Below are 20,355 nucleotides of genomic sequence, written 5' to 3'. Positions count from 1 at the left end.
TTACAATATAGGTTAAGCTTTATTGATAAAATTTAAAATCGAAGTAGAAAAACGTAGAAATTAAAGTACCCGGAAGCAGATTCGAACTGCCACGCCGTTGCCAGCGCCACCCCCTCAAGATGGTGCGTCTACCAATTTCGCCACCCGGGTATATGATGCAAATATAAGTTTTTATTCAATTTTGAAGGTAAGAAACCAAATATTAAGGAAAATAAAATAGCTTTTTTGCTGGCTTTTTTTAACTTTAAAACATGGAAGAAAATGACAGACTAGCTGGTTTTAGAGAAAATTTAGGAAAAGAAGTAACCGATTCTCCTTCTTTATTCATGAATTGGTTGAAACCAACAGTTTTGGTAGCAGAACCTGGTAAATTAAGATGCAGTTATATAGTTAGAAAGGAGATGACTAACCCTATGCAGATTTTACATGGAGGTGTTACAGCTGGAATAATTGATGATTTAATTGGAGCAACTGTTTATACATTAGGACTAAGTTCGGCATACACTACTGTGAATAATTCCATAGATTATTTTGCGCCAGCTAAAGAAGGTGATTTAATTATTGCTGAGACTACAATTATAAAGCGTGGTAGAAAAATAATTAATGTTCAGTGCGACGTATTTTTACCTTCTAAAAATCGTTTAATTGCAAGGGGTACATCTAATATGACTGATGTGTAATAATTGATTTTCCCCCTATTTTTTAAAATTTACTTTAAAAAAGTAAAAGTGTTTTTCTAGCACTTGTTGTTTATAATTTGATTAGAAAATTGGTGAGTTTCACACGAAAAAATATTTTTTTCTTCGTAGTGAAATTTAATAAATTCTTTGTCTCTGTTATTGTTTTCAATTATTTGAGATTACTTTTTATTTAGTCAGATTATAAATTGATTAACAGTATTTTAATTTACTGTTATATTTCCATAACTTCCTATTAAACATAAACTTAAATTACCTACTATGAGCAGAAAAATTATTTTAATTATTTCCTGCCTTTTGTTGGTTTCTGTATCTACATTCGCCCAGTTGAGTATAACTGGAAAGGTTACAGATGCCAATAGCGGACAAGGAATCCCAGGTGTAAGTATTAAAGTAAAAGGTACATCAACCGGAACAAGTTCAAATTCTGATGGAACTTTTGCTTTAACAGCTCCATCAAATGCTATACTGCAAGTATCCTATTTAGGATATGAACCACAAGAAATTGCAGTTAATAATCGATCCCAAATTAATATCGCTTTAACCACTAGTACGAACCAGTTAGGTGAGGTAGTTATTACTGCGTTAGGGATTAAAAGAAGTGAAAAATCATTAGGCTATGCTACTCAATCTGTGAGTGGTGAAAATTTAACACTAACTAAGGAACAGAATGTTATTGGATCTTTAGCCGGAAAAATTGCTGGTATCCAAGTTACTGGTTCTTCGGGTGCAAATATGGGTGGAACACAGAAAATTAAAATTAGAAGTGTAAACTCAATTACTGGTGGCGGACAACCCTTAATGGTGGTAGATGGAACGCCAATAGCGCAGAGTAATTTTGCGGGAAGTGAAAATGGTGTAGATTATGGAAACGTTTCACAAGATATTAATCCAGATGATATTGCATCAATTAATGTTTTAAAAGGGCCAGCAGCTTCTGCATTATATGGTATCCGTGGACAATATGGTGTAATTATTATCGAAACCAAGAAAGGTTCAATGGGGCCTAAAAAAGTAAATGTAAACTATAATTCTTCATTTTCTGTGGAACGTGTAGGTAACTTTATGGAACTTCAAAATCTTTATGGTGTAGGAAATAATCAAACTTTTTTAACGCTTGCAAATGGTCAGAAATACATTAACGGTAACGATGAAAGTTGGGGCCCATTAATGGATGGTACACCGGTAAGAATGTATTATAGTTTTTATCCGCAAGATGCAATGTATGGGCAATTAACCCCTTTTGTACCTCAACCAAATAATATTAAAGATTTTTACGAGTCTGGTTCAAATTTAAATAACCATATATCTTTATCTGGAGGTAATGAAAATACAACTTTTAGATTTAGTTATACCAATGCGGATATTAAAGGCGTTACCCCAAATACTTGGTTAGAGCGTAATAATTTCGGTTTAAATACTTCTTTAAAAATTACGGATAAGCTTACTGTTGGCGCCAATGTAAATTATGCAAATAATTCTGGTCAGCGTCCAACTCAAGGGTACCAAGGTTCATTTACTGGTGCTGTTCAATGGTTTCAAAGAAATATTGATATAAATCGTTTAAGAAATTATAAATATGCTGATGGTACTATTTTGAATTGGAATGTTAACCCAAATACTACTACCGGACAAATTGTAAATAATAAACCATCGGATTGGAATAACCCATTTTTTGATGCTTATGAAGTCTTAAATAATGATAGTAGAGATAGAGTATTTGGAGATATTAATGCTACTTTTCAAGTATTACCTGAGTTAAAATTAAGCGGATTTATTCGTTCTGATATGTTTACTCAAAATATAACCCACAAAGAACCACTTGGCGGTAGATTGGTAGATGGTTACCAAGTAGGAAAATATCAGAATACTGAAAATAACTACGAATTTTTGGGTCAATACATGAAAAATTGGGGAGATATTTCATTGAGTGCCAATGTGGGTGCTAACCTTTATACGGTTAATTATTCTCAAAATTATCAGGCTACAAATGGAGGATTGGCAAGTCCAGGTTTATTTACAGCCGCGAACTCATTAGATAGACCTACGAGTACTTCATTTTTAAGAAAGAAACATTTAAGAAGTATGTATGCGATGGCATCAATTGGTTATAAAGACACTTATTTCTTAGATGCTTCGGTTCGTAACGATATTTCATCGGCATTGCCTTCTAATAATAATTCTTACGTATATCCTTCTGTATCTGGAAGTTTTGTATTTAGTGAATTGTTAAATAGCAGCAAATTGAGCTTTGGTAAAATTAGAGCGAGTTATGCAATTGCAGGTTCAGATTTATCACCTTATCAAACCGCATTTACTTATGCTTTAGGGTCGGTTTATCCTACTGCTGCGGGAAATATTAATACTTTATTGGTTCCAGATAATTTAAAAAATCCAAATATTAAGCCTTCATTCGCGAAATCTTTTGAAATAGGTACAGATTTGAAATTTTTTAATAATAGGTTAGGACTAGAGTTTACTTATTATGAACAAGCTAATGAGAATCAAATTATCAATTTGGCAGTATCTGGAAGTAGTGGATTTGATAATACCATTGTAAATGCTGGAAGAATTGAGAATAAAGGTATTGAGTTAGCAATTTCTGCAAGACCAGTTCAAAATAAATTCTTTACTTGGGACACTAACATCAACTTTGCACGAAATAAAAATAGTGTTCCTGAATTATATCCTGGAATTGCTGGTTTAGAATTAGATGCGAACGTATATTCTAGCCAAAGAGTAGCCATAAGATCTGATGTTAATGCAGCATTTGGTACTTTAATTGGTCCAGGTTATATGTATGATGCACAAGGAAGAATATTGCTTGGAGCAAATGCAATGCCTTTATTTGATCCTGCAAAGAATTTTGGAAGTGTACTTCCTAAATTTACAGGAGGTATCTTAAATAATTTTAAAGTTTGGAAATTTGATGTTTCAGCGATGATTGACTTTCAAAAAGGCGGACAATTCTTTAGCTGGTCTAGAATGTTGTCTGTTAAATCAGGTCAAGCATATGAAACAGCTGTTCTTAATGATAAAGGCGTAAATGTAAGGGCACCGCTTGCAAGTGGTGGTGGATATAAAATTTCTGGGGTTTATGGACCTGGAATTATTGTTGGTGGGGCCAATGTTGGTGGTCAAGAAGTTTCAACATATGTTGATGCTAGAGACTATTTTAGAAATAATATTGGTACAAGAATTTACGATGAATGGTTGTACGATGCTACTTATGTTAAATTAAGAGAAGTAAGTGTTGGTTATAATTTTGATGGCAAATTTTTAGAAAAATCGCCATTTAAAACGATCAGACTTTCTGCAATAGCAAGAAATCCAGTTATGATTTATCAAAAAGCGCCAAAAGGATTAGATCCTTCTGAATTATCGTCAGGTAGTTCTTCTATTAGCTGGATAGAAAAAGGAGAATTGCAAACCGTGCGCTCTTTTGGTTTAAACCTTAATTTAACTTTTTAATCCTTTGACTATGAAAATACTTAATAAATATAGAATTGTAATTGCTGCAATACTCATAGTAGTTACAGGATGTAAGAAATTTGATGAATCCTTAAATACGGATCCAAATAATCCATCTAAAGCATCTGGAACGCAATTAATTGCGAATGCACAGATGTTTTTACCAGGAATAAGTTCATCGCCTTATGGTGTACATTATCCTCAATACTTATCTAATACATCATTTCCAGATAATAGTAGATATACGACCATATATTTTAGTTTCTATGGTTTATACACTGGCCCATTGATGAATTTAGAATCTGTAATTAATAGTTCTTCTTTAGAACCTACAGAAGGGCCAATTGCGAATCAAATAGCAATAGCAAAAATTTTAAAAGCTTATTTCTACTGGCATATGACAGATAGATGGGGACCATTACCTTATACTGAAGCTTTAAAAGGAGATGCTAATTTTACACCTAAATATGATAGTCAACAAGCTATTTACAACGCCTTATTTACATTATTAGATGAAGCTAATGCAACTATAGTTAGTGGTAATGTGAAGAATGATATTGTTTATGGTGGTGATGTTACGAAATGGAAAAAATTAGCAAATACCATACATCAGTTAATGGCATTGCGACTTTCTAAAGTTGATCCTGCCAAAGGAAAGGCAGAATTTGATAAAGCAGTTGCTAATGGGTTAATGACTTCTAATGCAGATAATTTGTCCTATCCACATCTTGCAGAACAAGTAAATGAAAACTATTGGTATAATTCTTTCACAAGATTAAATAGAAATTGGTTTGCTGTAAGTAAACCTGTGGTTGATTATATGTTACCATTAAATGATCCAAGGTTGCCAGTATTTGCTAATAAAAATGGAGCTGGTAATTATGTTGGATTAGATTATGGTTTGCCAACAAGTGCAGTAATTGCTAATTTTTCGTTATTAGGTTCAGCGGTTAGACAACAAAATTCACCTGTTCATTTAGTGACTTATGCTCAATCGCAATTTGCAATGGCAGAAGCTGCAAAATTAGGATGGATTACAGGTGGCGATTCTGTGGCTAAAACTTATTACGATAGAGCTATTGAGCAATCTATTAGACAATGGAATAATAATGATGTTAGTGGCTTAGCGGCTTATATGGCTAATGCTGGTGTTGCTTATAATCCGGCCAATGCTTTAATGCAAATTGGAAATCAGCGTTGGGTACATTTATTCTTACATGGTTATGAAGGTTGGGCAGAATGGAGAAGAACAGGATATCCAAATTTCTTGCTACCAGCGCCAAATAATAATAACCAACCTATACCTAGAAGAGAAGGTTATGGTACACAAGAAAGAAATAATAATAAAATTAATTATGATGCAGCTGTTACCTCGTTTCCTTATGGAGGAGCAGACGATTTAAATGCAAGAGTTTGGTGGGATAAACCATAATTGAAGTTTATGTTTTTTTAATGCAAAGAGGCAGCCATTGGCTGCCTCTTTTTTATTTTCTAAGTAAATTTTTTAGTTCTTGTTTAGAAGTTTTAATCTTTTTTATCCAAAAAACATATAACACAAGGTAATGGCAGTAATAATTCCGGCTAAATCTGCCAACAACATTGATCCAACTGCATATCTTGTGTTTTTTATATTTACCGCTCCAAAATATACTGCAATTATATAAAATGTAGTGTCTGAACTACCTTGTAAAATAGCAGATAATCTTCCGGCAAATGAATCGGCTCCATGAGTAGTCATGGTATCAATCATCATTCCTCTAGCACCGCTTCCACTTAATGGTTTAATTAATGCAGTAGGAATTCCATCAACAAACCTTGTGTCGGCACCTAATAAAGCACAAACATATTTTATTCCATCTATTACAATACCAAAAGCGCCGCTTGTTCTTAATAAACTTATAGCTATTAACATACCCACTAAGTAGGGGATAATTCTAATAGCGGTTTCAAATCCACCTTTTGCACCTTCTACAAATGAATCATAAACGTTGATTTTTTTATATAATGCGCCTAAAATGATTAGGAAAAATATTAACAACAATAGTCCATTACTTAAAATTCCGGAAAATTCTTGTAATCCTGTTGTACTTAAACTCACTAAATAAAGAACCAATAAGGCAATAATAGAGGATATTCCAAGTACCCAAGCTAAAATTACTGGTTGAAAAACATTAATTTTTTGTTTAAATGAAACGATTAACATAGCCGCCATGGTCGCCACAAATGTGGCTATCATACATGGAATGAAAATTTCGGTTGGATTAGCTGAATTTAATGAGGATCTAATAGCTATGATACTAACTGGAATAAGAGTTAATCCAGAAGCATGTAAGCAAAGGAACATAATTTGCGCATTAGATGCTGTATCCTTACTTGGATTAAGTTCTTGAAGACTTTCCATAGCTTTTAATCCAAAAGGCGTAGCTGCATTGTCTAAGCCTAATAAATTAGCAGAGAAATTCATAACCATGTGTCCAGTTGCTGGGTGACCTTTAGGGACTTCTGGAAATAATTTAGAAAAAAATGGACCAATTAATCTAGATAACAGTCTAATGCCTCCTGCACGCTCTGCAATGCTCATAAAGCCCATAAAAAGAGCCATTACACCAATTAATTTCAGACAGATATTAACTGCAGTCCAGCATGTTTCTATTAGTCCGTCGATTTTAAGCGGATTTGCAGGGTCGTCTGCCTTACCAATAACCATCCAATTAAAAATATCGGATTGACCGAAAAAGAAACATTTAATACTTGCTACAACAATAGCTATAATAATAAATGCTGACCATATTCTGCTTAATGCCATTTTTAGTTTATTTGAAGGGTTGAATCTACTAATTTTCCATTTTTAAATACCAAAATAATTTCATTGTCTTTGAGTAATTTAAAGTTTGCCTCTTTGTCTACTTCAACGTATTCTAAAATTTTAAAGGGTCCATTTAAAAATTTGGTATAACCATTATATCCAGTCGTGTTACCAATGTCGTGAACCACCCAAACGTTTGGATGATTGAGGTTATTTTCTTCGAAATTTAAGCACATATTGGTTTCCACACCGTTAACCGAAACTCGCTCTATAATTATATGATAAAGTTGCTTTGCGTTTGACGAAATTGCCCTATAATCTTCTACAGATTTGTTTAAATAAGTTTGATTGGAAATAGAAAGCAAGCCCTTTAGAATACTAAGGAAATAATATTTTCTAATATTTTGTTTCTCAGGATCATTTTGTAAGCCACCAGCTTCAATTAATAGGGTAGAGGTTCCTTTTTTCTGAAAATTATCGCCAAAGGCTCTTGGCTCAAAAGTTTCATCGAATAAGCCAATGTTCTTTGGGATAAATTTTGATAATGTCGAATAAATATCAGCAATCACTAACATGGCTCTTTCCCGAACTTTGTTTACAGAACATTCTTCATTATAGGCTGGTGCTAAAAATGATATTGTTGCAGGTTCTAAACTATTTTTAACACTCCATAATGTACTTTGATCATGTAAATTGAATCCGAAGTCTGGATTTATTTCATCTCTAATTTTTTTTAGTATAGATGCTTCTATTGTTATTGCATCCAAATAATCTCTATTTAAATCAATTTGATTCGCATTTCTTCTAATAAATCTTTCAGCTCCATCCGGATTTACCATAGGGATGAAATGCAGGCTACAATTTTGCTGTAAAGCTATAATTTCTGGTTTGTCCAGATTTTGAAGAATGAAATTTAGTAAATCGAAAATGGCCATTGTTCCTGTAGGTTCATTTCCATGCATTTGCGACCACAATAGAACTTTGGTTTTCCCTTCTCCCCATGAGAGCAAATGGATCGACCTATTTTCGTTTGAATTTCCTAGTTTTCTTATTTTAAATACATGGGCGTATTTACGGATTAGATGTTCGATATGTGAATGTTTAAAAAATCTATCTTTTAATGACGATTCTATAAACTGATGATATTGATTTAAAATCTGAGTAAATTCCATAAAAAAACCGCCAATTCTTAGAATTGGCGGTTAAACTTAATAAATATTATTTAAGGTTTATCATCTGTTAATTCAAAACCCCAAGTTTTTCCTTTTTGGCTAGCAGGAACACCCGAAGTCATCCAAACAGGAGCTTTAGCACCTTTTAAATAATGATCAAAGAACTGTTGTTCTCTAATTTGTATATCTTTTCTGTTTTGACGTTGAACCAAGTTGTGTGCTTCATTATTGTAATTTAACATCCAAACTGGTTTTCCTAAACGACGAAGTCCGGTGAATAATTCTATACCTTGGTACCATGGCACAGCTCCATCAGCATCATTTGCCATAATAGCTAAAGGTGTATTCACTTTATCTAGGAAGAATAAAGGAGAGTTTTCTATATATAAATCTCTTTTTTCCCATAAAGTTGCACCAATACGACTTTGTGTTTTTTCATATTGAAATTGTCTATTTAGACCAGAATCCCAACGTATACCACCATATGCCGATGTCATATTAGCAACAGGAGCACCAGCCCATGCCGCTGCATACATATTGGTACGAGTAATTAAGTGTGCAACTTGGTACCCTCCCCAGCTTTGACCTTGAATACCTATTTTACTGCCATCTACCCAGCTGTTTTTCTTTAAATATTCAACTCCAGAATTAATAAATTCTTCAGCAGATTTTCCTGGATATCCTATTTCGTAGCTAATGTCTGGTGTAAAAACTAAATAACCATTACTTACAAAATAAGAAATATTTAATCTCGAAGGTGTAGGTGCTGGAGGAATATAACCATGTAAATCTTGACTTACTTTTTCGTAAAAATATACCAACATTGGGTATTTTTTAGTAGGATCGAAGTTTTCTGGTTTATATAAAATACCTTCAGATTCGTATCCTTTTGGTGTAGTCCATTTTACTAATTCTGCTTTACCCCAGATATATTGGTTTTGCTGCGGATTTGTAGAAGCTAATTTTACTTCAGTTTTAAAATCTGTTGTTGTATAGATCTCCAGCGAAACTGCATAATTAGATTTGTCGTAAACATATCTATTAGCGTCTTTTGCTTTAACAAAACCTAAATACTTGTTTGCAGACATTATTACCATTACTGGATCTTTTTTGCTGTTTAAAGATTTAAAATATAATCCTGCATCTTTATTTATATTGTTTACAGCATCAAAATATAGATCTGCTTTAGGATCAATAAATCTTTCAGTAAAATCAAATCTTTTAATTCTAAAAGTGAATTTTGTGTTTCTACCTAAGCCATTTGTAATGTTGATAGGAGCTTGCTTTCCATCTGGAGAAAACTGCCAAACATCATATCTATCGTTAATTAAAACTGCTTTATCGTCTTTTAACCAACCCGCAATTCCATATGAATTTGCATTATCTGGAACATCGTTAGTTTCGTTTGCAAATGAAATGTTTAATCCAGCATTTAATTGAGTGGTTTTTCCAGTTGCAATTTCATAAGTGTACCAATTTCCATTTCTATCATCGAAATATGAAATAAATTTACCACTAGGAGAAGCACTTGCATTTCCAGATAGTTTTTCGATGATTTTTTTCTTAGATCCAGTATTAATATTAACTAAATAATAATTAGATAAACCAGAACCTGTCCACTGACTTGCAATTTGGTCTTCTAGATCAACTGAAGAACCCAAAGCATATTGACTTAAACCTTCATTAATAATGCTCACATTTGGCACTTTTAAATCTGCAAGAGGAACAACCGTTGGATCTATACTTAAGATATCCATCGTAGCTAAATAGCTTTTTCTGCTATCTCTTGCTAAGTTTACTAATTGTTGAGTCTGAAGAGTCTCATCTTTATATCCCCAAATATCTAATTTTGCAACTTCAAAATCCACAATAGTTGTGTCTTTTGGAGTTTTTGTAGGTGCTAATCCAAAAAATAATCTTTTAGCATCTTTACTAAAACTTAATCTAGCATCTCCACTAATCGACCAATTTTTAGGAATACCTGGAAAATCATTATCAACTAATACTTGAGCAGAATCTAAGCTCAATCCGTTATAATAAACTCTAAAATCTTTAATTTCTTTTTTTTCAGCGTCGGTTTCACCTAAGAAAACCAAGTAATCACCTGATTCATCAAATGTAAACCCTTTAAAATTACCTCTTTTATTTACCAGTTGTTTAGTAGTTCCAGTTACTGTATTATAAATAAATACACCTACTGGTGCTTTTGAGTCTTTTTTAGGGCCACTAACCGTATAAATTAATTGAGAACCATTTTTATTGAAATCATAATCAACTACATATTTTATTGTTTTTGCAACACCTGTAGTAAGATTTTTGAAAATTAAATCTGTTCCTTCATTTTTTGGACCAGCGGTTACGTCATCAGCAAAAAGTAAATCGTCTGCACTATCATTTTGACGAGGCGCTTGGTTTGATGCAGGCGCTGATTTTTTTGCAGAATCTAATGGTTTCTCCATTAAATATGCAATAATAGAACCACCTTCTTCTGGAATTTTAAATGTCTTAACTCTACTAATTTTGGTTGTTTGATTAGTAGTTAAATTGGTAATTCCTAGTGAATCTTTAGTCTGATCATCAGCTTTTACTTTTTTAATTTTGGCATTTCTAATATCCGAATACCATGGTTTAATTGAAAAAGCAGCAAACTTTGAATCACTTGTAAATTGAGCTCTACTAGCTCTAGATACAATAATTTTAGTGTTGTTGGTTAAATTTACCAAGTTTAGTTTAGCATCACCTTCTTGTTGAAGAATTTCGAATGAAGTCCAGACCCCATTTGATGAGATTTGTTTAGAGCCAACTGATTCCCATGTGTCATAAACAGAGTGATCTACAGGTTTTTTTTGTGCAAATCCTTGTATCGAAACAAAAAGAATTAGAAAAGTTAGAATTCTATGCATTTGTTTAATAATTAGAATAGTTTAATTTATAAATATTGCTAAAATTTAGGAATTTATGATAATGTATATCTAAATTTTACATATTATAGGTCAAAAAAAAACCATCCAGCGTTTTAATTCAACTGGATGGTTTAAAGGTTAGATTTATTAAATCTTATTTTTTATTTTTTTCTAACTGTTGTTGTTTCATATAATCGTCCATTCTTTGTTGGAATTTAGATTTTTTCTTTTTCTCAACTGGACGAGCTTTTTTCTCTTTTAAAATAGCATGTATTTTATCATCATCTACCATACTTCTGATAGCAAATTGCATAGCAAATGTGATCATATTAGCTAAGAAATAATAATAATTTAACCCAGAAGGATAGCTATTTAAAATTCCAAAAAATACGATTGGCATTATATATCCAATATATTTCATTTGGTTGTTAGAAGCTGCACCTGCGGTTAAGTTATTATAGTAAGCTTGAATTAATTGTGAAATGGTCATCAATAAACACATTAAACTGATGTGATTACCAATAAAAGGAATATTAAACCCAAATTCGAAGAATGAATCATAAGTAGATAAATCGTCCATCCATAAGAAGCTTTCGCCACGTAGTTCGAATAAATTAGGGAAGAAGAAGAAGAAAGCCATAATAAAAGGCATTTGCAATAACATTGGCAAACATCCTCCTAATGGATTTACACCCACTTGTTTGTATAATTTTAAATATTCTTGTTGTAATAATGTAGGGTTATCGTCACCCACTTTTTCCTTAATTTCATCCATCTCAGGCTTTAGCACACGCATTTTAGCCATTGATAGGTAAGATTTATACGTTAATGGAGATAATGCACCTTTAACTAGGATCGTTAACATTAAAATAATTAATCCATATCCTAAATTTAATCCTTCTAACCAGTTAAATAAAGGAAGTACTACAAATCTGTTGATGTATTTTAATGGCCAATATCCCATATCAACTAACTTCTCAATTTCATGGCCTTGAGCCTTAAGAGAAGTATATTTATTTGAGCCGAAATAGAAACGCATGTTATAATTCTGAACCGAATTTTGGTTGAAACCTAAATCCATGTTTGCAGAATAATGCTTTACAATATTTGAATCAGTAGATAATTTAACTTCCATTTCTCCTTTATCAAACCCAGATTTTGGGATTAAAATAGCAGAGAAGAAATGTTGTTTAAATGCGATCCAATCTATTTTACCTTCATCAAGAACTTTAGAATCGTCTTTATGTAAACTTAGGTAGTCTGGATTTTCGTTTGCATATTTAAAAAATGACCCAGAATAGGATTGTTCATTTTTTAATGATTTTTCTTGTTGATATAAAGATGCTTGCCAGTTTAATTGGATATTTTTAGATGTAATAATTTGATTTAGACCAATTAGATTGATGTTAAAGTCAACATTATTACTGTTAGGTATAATGTTGTAAACATATTCAACCAACTTTCCTTCGCCATAATTTGCTCTAAAAGTAATAGTATTACCTTGAACAGTAGGGGTAAAGTATAGCTCATTGGTTTTAATCAATTTTCCTTCGGCCATGAAATTTAAGCCAAAACTACCTTTGTTGTCCAAAAGTGAAACTACATTACCTTTGTAGTTTTTTTCATTTTTAAGCTCTGCCTTAATTATTTTTCCTCCTAAATTGGAGAAAGTGATTTTTAAGTTCTCATTTTCTAAGATAGTTTCTTGAGCCGTTCCTGTTTTAGCAGTAGCAAAAGGACCAGTTAAAACAACTGAATCTAATGTAGGTTTAGCTATATTTTGATTTTGTTGAGCCTGTGGTTTTGCTTCTTGAACTTTTTTTAAAGAATCTGCAGCAATTCTTGCTTTTTCTTGATTGATTTCTGCCTCAGAAGGCTTAAAAAAATAGAATGATCCTGCTAAAATAATCAAGATGAGGAACATTCCTGTGAAAGTATTTTTATCCATTATATGCTTTAATCTTAAAAATTAAGACTTTTTATGTGCTTGCTCCATCGCAGCGGATACAAATTTAACAAAAAGTGGGTGAGGATTAGCAACTGTTGACTTTAATTCTGGATGAAATTGTCCACCAACAAAAAATGGGTGGTCTTTTAATTCAATAATTTCAACTAAGTTGGTCTGAGGGTTAGTACCAGAAATTACCATTCCAGCATCTTCATATTGCTTTAAATAGGCATTATTAAACTCATATCTATGTCTATGACGTTCTTGAATTCTTGTTTTGCCATAAGCCGAATAAGCTTTTGTGCCTTTTTTAATATCACAATCATAAGAACCTAAACGCATAGTTCCACCTTTATTTATGATGGCTTTTTGATCTTCCATCATATTTATTACTGGATTTGCGCAATTTTCATCAATTTCGGCTGTATTGGCATCTTTTAATCCAATTACATTTCTACCATATTCAATTACTGCGCATTGCATACCTAAACAAATACCAAAGAATGGGATTTTATTTTCTCTAACGTATTTTATGGCTTCAATTTTTCCTTCAATTCCTCTGCTACCAAATCCAGGCGCAACTAAAACTCCGTCTAAATGATTTAATTTTTCTTTAACGTTTGATGGGATTATAGATTCAGAAGGAATATATTCTACTGTAACTTTACATTCGTTTTTGGATCCTGCATGAATAAAAGCTTCAATTATAGATTTATAAGCATCAGGTAATTCTACATATTTACCAACTAAACCAATGGTAACTTCTGAGGTTGGATTTTTTAGGCGACCTAAAAAAGCTTTCCAGTTTTCCATATCTGGTTCTTGCTTTGTCGGTAATTTTAATTTTGCCAAAACAGTTTTGTCTAAATTTTCCTTCATCATTAATAAAGGAACATCGTAGATGGTAGCTGCATCAACAGATTCTATTACTGCATTTATATTTACATTACAGAATAATGCTATTTTTTTACGTACATCATGTGGTATATGACGTTCTGTTCTACAAACTAAAATATCTGGCTGAATGCCATATTCTAATAATGCTTTTACTGAATGTTGTGTGGGTTTAGTTTTTAATTCGCCTGCAGCAGCTAAATAAGGCACTAGGGTTAAATGGATTACAATTGCATTGTTATTGCCTTCTTCCCATTTAAATTGCCGTACAGCCTCTATAAATGGCAGCGATTCAATATCGCCTACGGTACCACCTAATTCTGTAATTACAATATCATAGTTACCACTTTCACCCAAAATACGCATGTTGCGTTTAATCTCATCCGTAATATGTGGAACAACCTGAACTGTTTTACCTAGAAATTCTCCTCTTCTTTCTTTTTCTATTACATTTTGGTAGATTCTACCTGTTGTAATATTATTTGCTTGTGAAGTTGGAATATTTAAAAAACGTTCGTAATGACCCAAATCTAAATCGGTTTCTGCACCATCTTCGGTAACATAACATTCACCATGCTCATAGGGATTTAAAGTTCCCGGGTCAATATTAATATAAGGGTCAAACTTTTGAATGGCTGTTCTATAGCCCCTTGCTTGTAAAAGTTTAGCTAAAGAGGCAGAAATTATGCCTTTACCTAATGAAGATGTTACTCCCCCCGTAACAAAAATGTATTTAGTCATTTCGCGTGTGATTTGCAAAAACTAAAGCAGCTTTTTGAGGCTGCTTTAGTTTCTTTTGTACGGGATACAAAGATAATAAATATGTTCTATCTGGCCTTCTTTTATTTTAAGATATTTTGTCTTTAAAGGGTAAAGCTATAAATTCTTCGTCGGATTTCTTCTGGACTAGGTTTAACTTTATCATCTGTCCATCTTAAAAATATATCTAACATTTTAGCGTAGTCTTTTTCATTATCAACCTTTTGTCCCTTGGTTGGAGGCTGAATTTTTAATGCTGTCTCAGGAAGTATTTCAATTTTTGTAGCAAACCAAGTTGTAAAATAACGGGGAATCGCTAGACCTAAAATCATACCTGGTAATCCAGTAAAACCTTCTGGGCCGCCCTGAGTTAGTATTTGATCTGTATAAAATGCAACAACCGTAACGGTATCATTAAATACAGCAGTTGCTTTTCTAGTTTCATAACCCGCAATCATTCTTATTTCAGGAAGAATTTTCCAATCTAATTTTGGAATTGTATCTGTTAAAAGATAGGGTACACTTGAAATGTCTTTTACGAAAATTCTTTTTCCATCTTTAAATTGGGTGTAAAATTGACCATTACCTCCTGAAGTATAAAACATAAATTCATTTGAAACAGCATTTTTCTCACCTTCTTTATATAGAGCATGAGTGTCATTAAATTGGTATTCCCAATTACTTTTTTTATAAGTAGATATTCTATCCTTATATTCACTAGGAAACCAATCACTGTCGTCTAGTACACGCTTTTGGTTCACAGATTTCTCAAAAGTTATTTTTCCTCTTGAGTTAAAACTCTCTTGAGCAGTTCCTTTTTGAACCACAAATAAGGCTATGCAAATAATTAATATTCTTTTCATTATGGTTGAGTTGAGGATGATTTAAAATTACCTGAAAAATTATAGTTAATACCTAATAAAACATATCTAGGAATATAACTGAAAGTATTCTCACTGATTGTATTACCCGAAACATTTCTATTATATCCTAAGCGTTGATCTAAAATATCGTTTACAGAAACGGCAATTTTTAAATTCTTGGTTTTTAAGGTTTTTACTGATAATTCTACATCCCATTGCTGAATACTTAATGGATCTTTAAATGCCGCATTTCTTGGACGATCAGTAATATTAACTGTATTTATGAATTGTACATCGTAGGGAAGATTTGCAGTGATTCTTCCATAATGCGTATACGTAATTGCATTTCCTGAGAAAATTGCGCCAACAGTAGAATTACCTTTAGAAATATTAGCATTAAATGAATAATTAATTATAAAAGGTTTTGGACTAATGTAAAATCCTAAACGAGTGGATATATTTTCACTTATGGATTTATTTAAAATATTATTTAGTAATGCTGTTCTTTCTGTTCTACCATACCTTACGCTTGCATCTATTGATAATTCGTGAACATCATATGTTTTGTCGCCAGAAATGCCGAATCCATAATTTTTATTACCATTAATGTTTATATAACTAATAATTCGTTTGTTGTTAGCATCAATCATTTCAGTAGAAACAATTTCATTTTGTACAAAGCCATAATTACCAGATAATGAAATATAGGTCATGCTTTTTGCATTATAGCCTCCTAGACTTGCATGTATATTATTGTTAAATGATGGTTTCAAGTTTGGGTTTCCCACTACCTGATAAAGCGGATTGTTTAATTCTCTAACAGGTTGTAATTGGTCTAATGAGGGTTGTCTGGTTGATCCATTATAAGATATTGAGAAAGTATTATTTCTGTTTATTTTATAACGTAAAAAGCTATTCGGACCAAGGTTGATGTAGTTTCTGCTGAATTTGGTTTTTCTATCTAAGTCGTTTAACACTAAATTGGTTTGTGTAGCTTCTAATCCAACGTTCATAGAGAAGTTAGGGTTACTATATTGTAATACGGCTCTGCCTACATGAGATGTAGAATTGAAGTCGAAATTATTACTTAATGAATCTATTATAGAGGGTTTTCCTCCAACAATTTTAGTGTTGTCGTAGCTATTTTTTAAACTTTCTGATACTGTATTTTTAAAGCTATATGTACCTAATAAGGATAAATTTTTAAAAATTGGCTCTGAATAGGTAATTCTTGAAGCGAATGAAGTTTGTTTTCCAGAATTAATCTTTAAAAGATCAAGGTTTTCAACTCTATTTAAAATACCAGCATTGTTGTAGTAATTGGTAAGGTTTAAGCTATTCTGCCTACTTTCTGAATCTTTAAATTCTGGTTGTAAATCAATAGAAAGCGATCTTTTTGCTTTATTAAATTTTTTAGAATAGTTAATGTTTCCATTATAAGTATTTCCAGAACCATTACCCTTGTTTTGCTGGCGGTTATTACTAATGTCTAATCCATTACCATCTTTTGTTTGAGTAAATTCATTCACTGTGCTTAAATTTTCATTCTGATTTATTCCAAAAGATAATTTTAATGTAGTTAATGAATCCAGTTTTATTTCAGTATTTCCTTTTAAATTATTGGTTTTATTAGAACCAAAATTATCGGCATTTCCATTAGTTATGAAAACTTGTTGATTGGGAAGTAGTCTTTGGAAATTAGAAGTTGTTAGATTTGTATTTTCTCTATCCATAAATTTGTAATTCAATTTATAGCCTAATTTTCCATCTTTTAGTCTATCAGAAATGTGCGCCCCTAATGTCTTGTTATTAGGTAACCCATTTGAGGGGTTAAAATAATCACCATCACCTGCAAAAAACATCATCATTGGTGCGCCATCACCCATTTCTATTATGTCGTAATCTCCACCAGTTAAATTTTCGAATGCTCTATTCGCCTGACTAGAGAGTCCAATATTTGCAACATTACCATAAACAGCGGCTTTTAACTTATTTTTAAAGATGCCTACCATTCCACCTAAATCTTTTAGGTTATCTAAATTTGAGTTTGCATCAAGATTGCCTATATAGCCGTTTTTTGCATCTTCTTTGAGTTTAATGTTGATGGTTTTATCTTTTTTTCCATCATCTATTCCCGTTAATTCTGCTGTTTTACTTTTTTTATCAAAAATTTCTATCTCTTTTACAGAGCTGGCTTTAAGGTATTTTGTAGCCATAAGTGGATCATCTCCAAAAAATTCATCTCCTTCAACTAAAACTCTATTTACTGTTTCTCCTTGAGCTTTTATTGTTCCATCTTCATTTACTTCAACCCCGGGCAGTCTTTTTAATAGTTCTTGGACATTTGCTCCAGCAGCTACCTGAAAACTATCTGCTACATAAGATATCGTATCGCCTTTAATTCGAACGGATTGTCTTTTTGCAGTAAAGATAATTTCTTCAATTACTTTGGATTTTAACTCCATTGCAATTACTTTTTTATCTATGTTGGAGCTGTCAGACAGATTATGATAAGAAATATAATCAGCCATTTTAGGGTAAGTAACCAGTAATTGGTATCTACCTTGCTTTAAATTTTTAAAATGAAAGTTTCCATCATTGTCGGCCCTCATTGATTTAACAAGTACACTATCTGTGCTTCTAATCAATAAGACATTGCTATTAGGCAATTTTTTATTATCCGCGATGTCAACAATGGTACCTTTTATCTGCGCCTTTTGCGCCATGGTTGCAGAAACCGAAAAGATAAAAAGGGAGAGGAGGAGAAGAAGTTTAAGGTTCATATTAGCTAGGTTTGGTTAGAACTAACAGCTAATATATAACTAAAATTTTAGTTATGAAATAAATTTAACATATCGGAAAAATTTTAACATTTTTTAACGTTAACAACAATTGTAATAAACTTTAACTTTCTTTTCTGTAATAGAATAGGCGATATAGTATTTATTTTCTTTACCTAATCTATACATGAAACCGTTTAAACCATTTTTTCTTAATTCCTCAAAAAATTTAGGGTCAGGAGTATAAGTATCAATTTCTTGGTCGGGCATTACAGCTGGTTCTAGAAAATGTTCTTCATTTAAAAAATCTTTAGCAATATTTTTAATGAAGGTAATTTGATCTTCTTTTAATCGTAAATCTAAGTTTGGATCTGTACTGCCTAATAAATCTAAACCTTTAATACTTACATTATAAATTACTTCTTTTTGTTCATTTTGAATAGAAAAGTCGATCACCATATCTTCAGGTTTAGAACCTTTTAGATTTACCGTAAAAATATCTTTAGAATTGGTACCAGTGAATGGGTAAATTCTTGAATATTCTACTTTCTCGTTAGATTCTTTAACCACTAAACCATTTTCCTGTTTTTCTTCTTGCTTACAACCGATTAAAAATATGGCTGTAAAAAAAAGGATTAAAGTTTTTGTAAATAGGGTTTTCATAGATACCATGCTTTAATTTTATCTAAATCTTCTGGAACATCAACAGCTATAGTTTCGAACTCTGTAATGGCAGTTTGAATATTAAATCCATTTTCGAGCCATCTTAATTGTTCCAATTGTTCTGATTTTTCTAACAAACTAATGGGCAGATTTGTTAGTTGAAGCAATATATTTTTTCTATACCCATAAATTCCAATATGTCTAAAATATTGATGTTTAGCATTCCAATTATGAATATCTACACCTCTTAAATAAGGGATAGGGGTTCTGCTAAAATATAAAGCTTTACCTTGTTTAGAAATAACAACTTTAGGTAGATTAGGATTTACGAGTTCGTCTTGTTCCTGAATAGGCTTAATTAGCGTTGCTATTTCAGTATCTTCCTTAAACAGATTTGCCAATAAATCTATTTGTAAAGGATTAATAAAAGGTTCATCTCCCTGAATATTTATTATAACATCATAACCTTCTACAATTTTGGCAACTTCCGCACATCTATCTGTTCCACTTTCATGAGCAGAATTGGTCATTACGTATTCGCCACCAAAACTTTCTACTTCATCAGCAATTCTTTGGTCGTCTGTAGCAACAATTACATGGGTAAGAGATTTGGCGAGATTTGCTTGTTCATAAACCCTTCTAATCATAGATTTTCCTCCAATTTCTATCAATGGTTTTCCAGGAAACCTAGTTGAGGCATAACGTGCAGGAATAACACCTAAAATTTTCATAGGGTTTAATGAAATATTAAAATAATCCGTTTATTTCTCTTTCAATGGAATTAATTATGGTGCCTAAATCTTCAGGATTATTTGTGAAATCAAGTTGATCTTTATCCAGAATTAATAATTTACCTAATTTATAATTGGAAATCCAATTCTCATATTTTTCATTCAATTTCCCTAAATAATCAATTCTTATTCCTGCTTCATATTCTCTACCACGGCGTTGAATATTATTTACAAGTGTAGGAACCGATGCTCTTAAATAAACTAAAAGATCTGGAGGTTTAATAAATGAAGTGATATTATCGAAAATAGCTTTGTAATTATCATGATCACGTGTGGTCATTAAAGCCATTTCATGTAAGTTTTCAGCAAAAATATAAGCATCTTCATAGATAGTTCTGTCTTGAATTACATTTCTATCAGAATTTTCTATTTCTACAATTTGTCTGAATCTACTATTTAGAAAATAAATTTGAAGATTAAAGCTCCAACGTTTCATGTCGCTATAAAAATCTTCTAAATAGGGATTGTTATCTACCGCTTCGTACAGAGCTTCCCATCCATAATGTTTAGCTAGCAAACCTGTTAAAGTTGTTTTTCCAGCTCCTATATTTCCAACAATTGCTATATGCATTTAGATTTTATTATTTTGGCTTTTGGCCGTTGTATT

Annotated in this window: 13 protein-coding genes and 1 tRNA gene; 3 read left to right on the top strand and 11 right to left on the bottom strand. The window is 32.0% G+C overall.

The window, feature by feature from the left end; all coding sequences use genetic code 11:
- Positions 1–66: 66 nt before the first annotated feature.
- Positions 67–150: transfer RNA gene (locus VRU49_RS10660), tRNA-Leu, on the bottom strand.
- 101 nt (positions 151–251) lie between these two features.
- On the opposite strand from VRU49_RS10660, the gene VRU49_RS10655 reads away from it, so the two are divergent.
- From VRU49_RS10655 to VRU49_RS10645, 3 genes are all read left to right on the top strand, one after another.
- Complete coding sequence (locus VRU49_RS10655) at positions 252–680, top strand: PaaI family thioesterase (RefSeq protein WP_330146768.1); 429 nt, start codon at positions 252–254, stop codon at positions 678–680.
- 279 nt (positions 681–959) lie between these two features.
- The gene (locus VRU49_RS10650; protein ID WP_330146767.1) at positions 960–4,169 is read left to right on the top strand and encodes a SusC/RagA family TonB-linked outer membrane protein; all 3,210 of its coding nucleotides are present in this window, start codon (positions 960–962) and stop codon (positions 4,167–4,169) included.
- 10 nt (positions 4,170–4,179) lie between these two features.
- The gene (locus tag VRU49_RS10645) at positions 4,180–5,601 is read left to right on the top strand and encodes a SusD/RagB family nutrient-binding outer membrane lipoprotein (protein ID WP_330146766.1); all 1,422 of its coding nucleotides are present in this window, start codon (positions 4,180–4,182) and stop codon (positions 5,599–5,601) included.
- Positions 5,602–5,703: 102 nt separating this feature from the next.
- Here the strand turns inward: VRU49_RS10645 and VRU49_RS10640 are convergent, their stop codons facing one another.
- The 10 genes from VRU49_RS10640 to VRU49_RS10595 all read right to left on the bottom strand — a co-directional run bounded on the left by VRU49_RS10640 (position 5,704) and on the right by VRU49_RS10595 (position 20,319).
- The gene (locus VRU49_RS10640; RefSeq protein WP_330146765.1) at positions 5,704–6,975 is read right to left on the bottom strand and encodes a nucleoside recognition domain-containing protein; all 1,272 of its coding nucleotides are present in this window, start codon (positions 6,973–6,975) and stop codon (positions 5,704–5,706) included.
- 2 nt (positions 6,976–6,977) lie between these two features.
- The gene (locus tag VRU49_RS10635; RefSeq protein WP_330146764.1) at positions 6,978–8,147 is read right to left on the bottom strand and encodes a M14 family zinc carboxypeptidase; all 1,170 of its coding nucleotides are present in this window, start codon (positions 8,145–8,147) and stop codon (positions 6,978–6,980) included.
- Positions 8,148–8,197: 50 nt separating this feature from the next.
- On the bottom strand, positions 8,198–11,050 hold the full coding sequence (locus VRU49_RS10630) for a S9 family peptidase (RefSeq protein ID WP_330146763.1): 2,853 nt from the start codon (positions 11,048–11,050) through the stop codon (positions 8,198–8,200).
- Positions 11,051–11,204: 154 nt separating this feature from the next.
- Positions 11,205–12,998 carry a membrane protein insertase YidC gene (gene yidC / locus VRU49_RS10625; RefSeq protein WP_330146762.1) on the bottom strand — a complete coding sequence of 598 codons (1,794 nt, stop codon included), beginning with the start codon at positions 12,996–12,998 and terminating at the stop codon, positions 11,205–11,207.
- A gap of 21 nt (positions 12,999–13,019) precedes the next feature.
- Entirely contained in the window at positions 13,020–14,633 is a 1,614-nt protein-coding gene (gene pyrG, locus VRU49_RS10620) for a CTP synthase (protein ID WP_330146761.1), read from the bottom strand.
- Between the two features lie 122 nt (positions 14,634–14,755).
- Positions 14,756–15,514 carry a GLPGLI family protein gene (locus VRU49_RS10615; protein WP_330146760.1) on the bottom strand — a complete coding sequence of 253 codons (759 nt, stop codon included), beginning with the start codon at positions 15,512–15,514 and terminating at the stop codon, positions 14,756–14,758.
- Positions 15,514–18,297 carry a TonB-dependent receptor gene (locus VRU49_RS10610; protein WP_330146759.1) on the bottom strand — a complete coding sequence of 928 codons (2,784 nt, stop codon included), beginning with the start codon at positions 18,295–18,297 and terminating at the stop codon, positions 15,514–15,516. The genes VRU49_RS10615 and VRU49_RS10610 overlap by 1 nt, the downstream gene beginning before the upstream one ends.
- Positions 18,298–18,396: 99 nt before the next feature.
- Positions 18,397–18,957: a hypothetical protein gene (locus VRU49_RS10605; protein ID WP_330146758.1), complete on the bottom strand. Its 561-nt coding sequence runs from the start codon at positions 18,955–18,957 to the stop codon at positions 18,397–18,399.
- Entirely contained in the window at positions 18,954–19,688 is a 735-nt protein-coding gene (gene kdsB / locus VRU49_RS10600) for a 3-deoxy-manno-octulosonate cytidylyltransferase (RefSeq protein WP_330146757.1), read from the bottom strand. Before kdsB ends, VRU49_RS10605 begins: the two co-directional genes overlap by 4 nt.
- Before the next feature lie 16 nt (positions 19,689–19,704).
- Positions 19,705–20,319: a deoxynucleoside kinase gene (locus tag VRU49_RS10595; protein ID WP_330146756.1), complete on the bottom strand. Its 615-nt coding sequence runs from the start codon at positions 20,317–20,319 to the stop codon at positions 19,705–19,707.
- Positions 20,320–20,355: the final 36 nt, after the last annotated feature.

Source organism: Pedobacter flavus (assembly GCF_036324285.1).
In the GTDB taxonomy this organism is placed as follows: Bacteria; Bacteroidota; Bacteroidia; order Sphingobacteriales; family Sphingobacteriaceae; genus Pedobacter; species Pedobacter flavus.
This window is presented reverse-complemented; position numbering and strand designations above follow the sequence as displayed.

Coding starts and splice junctions, on each gene's coding strand:
- VRU49_RS10655 (WP_330146768.1), top strand. CDS start 252: ATGGAAGAAAATGACAGACTAGCTGGTTTTAGAGAAAATTTAGGAAAA.
- VRU49_RS10650 (WP_330146767.1), top strand. CDS start 960: ATGAGCAGAAAAATTATTTTAATTATTTCCTGCCTTTTGTTGGTTTCT.
- VRU49_RS10645 (WP_330146766.1), top strand. CDS start 4,180: ATGAAAATACTTAATAAATATAGAATTGTAATTGCTGCAATACTCATA.
- VRU49_RS10640 (WP_330146765.1), bottom strand. CDS start 6,975: ATGGCATTAAGCAGAATATGGTCAGCATTTATTATTATAGCTATTGTT.
- VRU49_RS10635 (WP_330146764.1), bottom strand. CDS start 8,147: ATGGAATTTACTCAGATTTTAAATCAATATCATCAGTTTATAGAATCG.
- VRU49_RS10630 (WP_330146763.1), bottom strand. CDS start 11,050: ATGCATAGAATTCTAACTTTTCTAATTCTTTTTGTTTCGATACAAGGA.
- yidC (WP_330146762.1), bottom strand. CDS start 12,998: ATGGATAAAAATACTTTCACAGGAATGTTCCTCATCTTGATTATTTTA.
- pyrG (WP_330146761.1), bottom strand. CDS start 14,633: ATGACTAAATACATTTTTGTTACGGGGGGAGTAACATCTTCATTAGGT.
- VRU49_RS10615 (WP_330146760.1), bottom strand. CDS start 15,514: ATGAAAAGAATATTAATTATTTGCATAGCCTTATTTGTGGTTCAAAAA.
- VRU49_RS10610 (WP_330146759.1), bottom strand. CDS start 18,297: ATGAACCTTAAACTTCTTCTCCTCCTCTCCCTTTTTATCTTTTCGGTT.
- VRU49_RS10605 (WP_330146758.1), bottom strand. CDS start 18,957: ATGAAAACCCTATTTACAAAAACTTTAATCCTTTTTTTTACAGCCATA.
- kdsB (WP_330146757.1), bottom strand. CDS start 19,688: ATGAAAATTTTAGGTGTTATTCCTGCACGTTATGCCTCAACTAGGTTT.
- VRU49_RS10595 (WP_330146756.1), bottom strand. CDS start 20,319: ATGCATATAGCAATTGTTGGAAATATAGGAGCTGGAAAAACAACTTTA.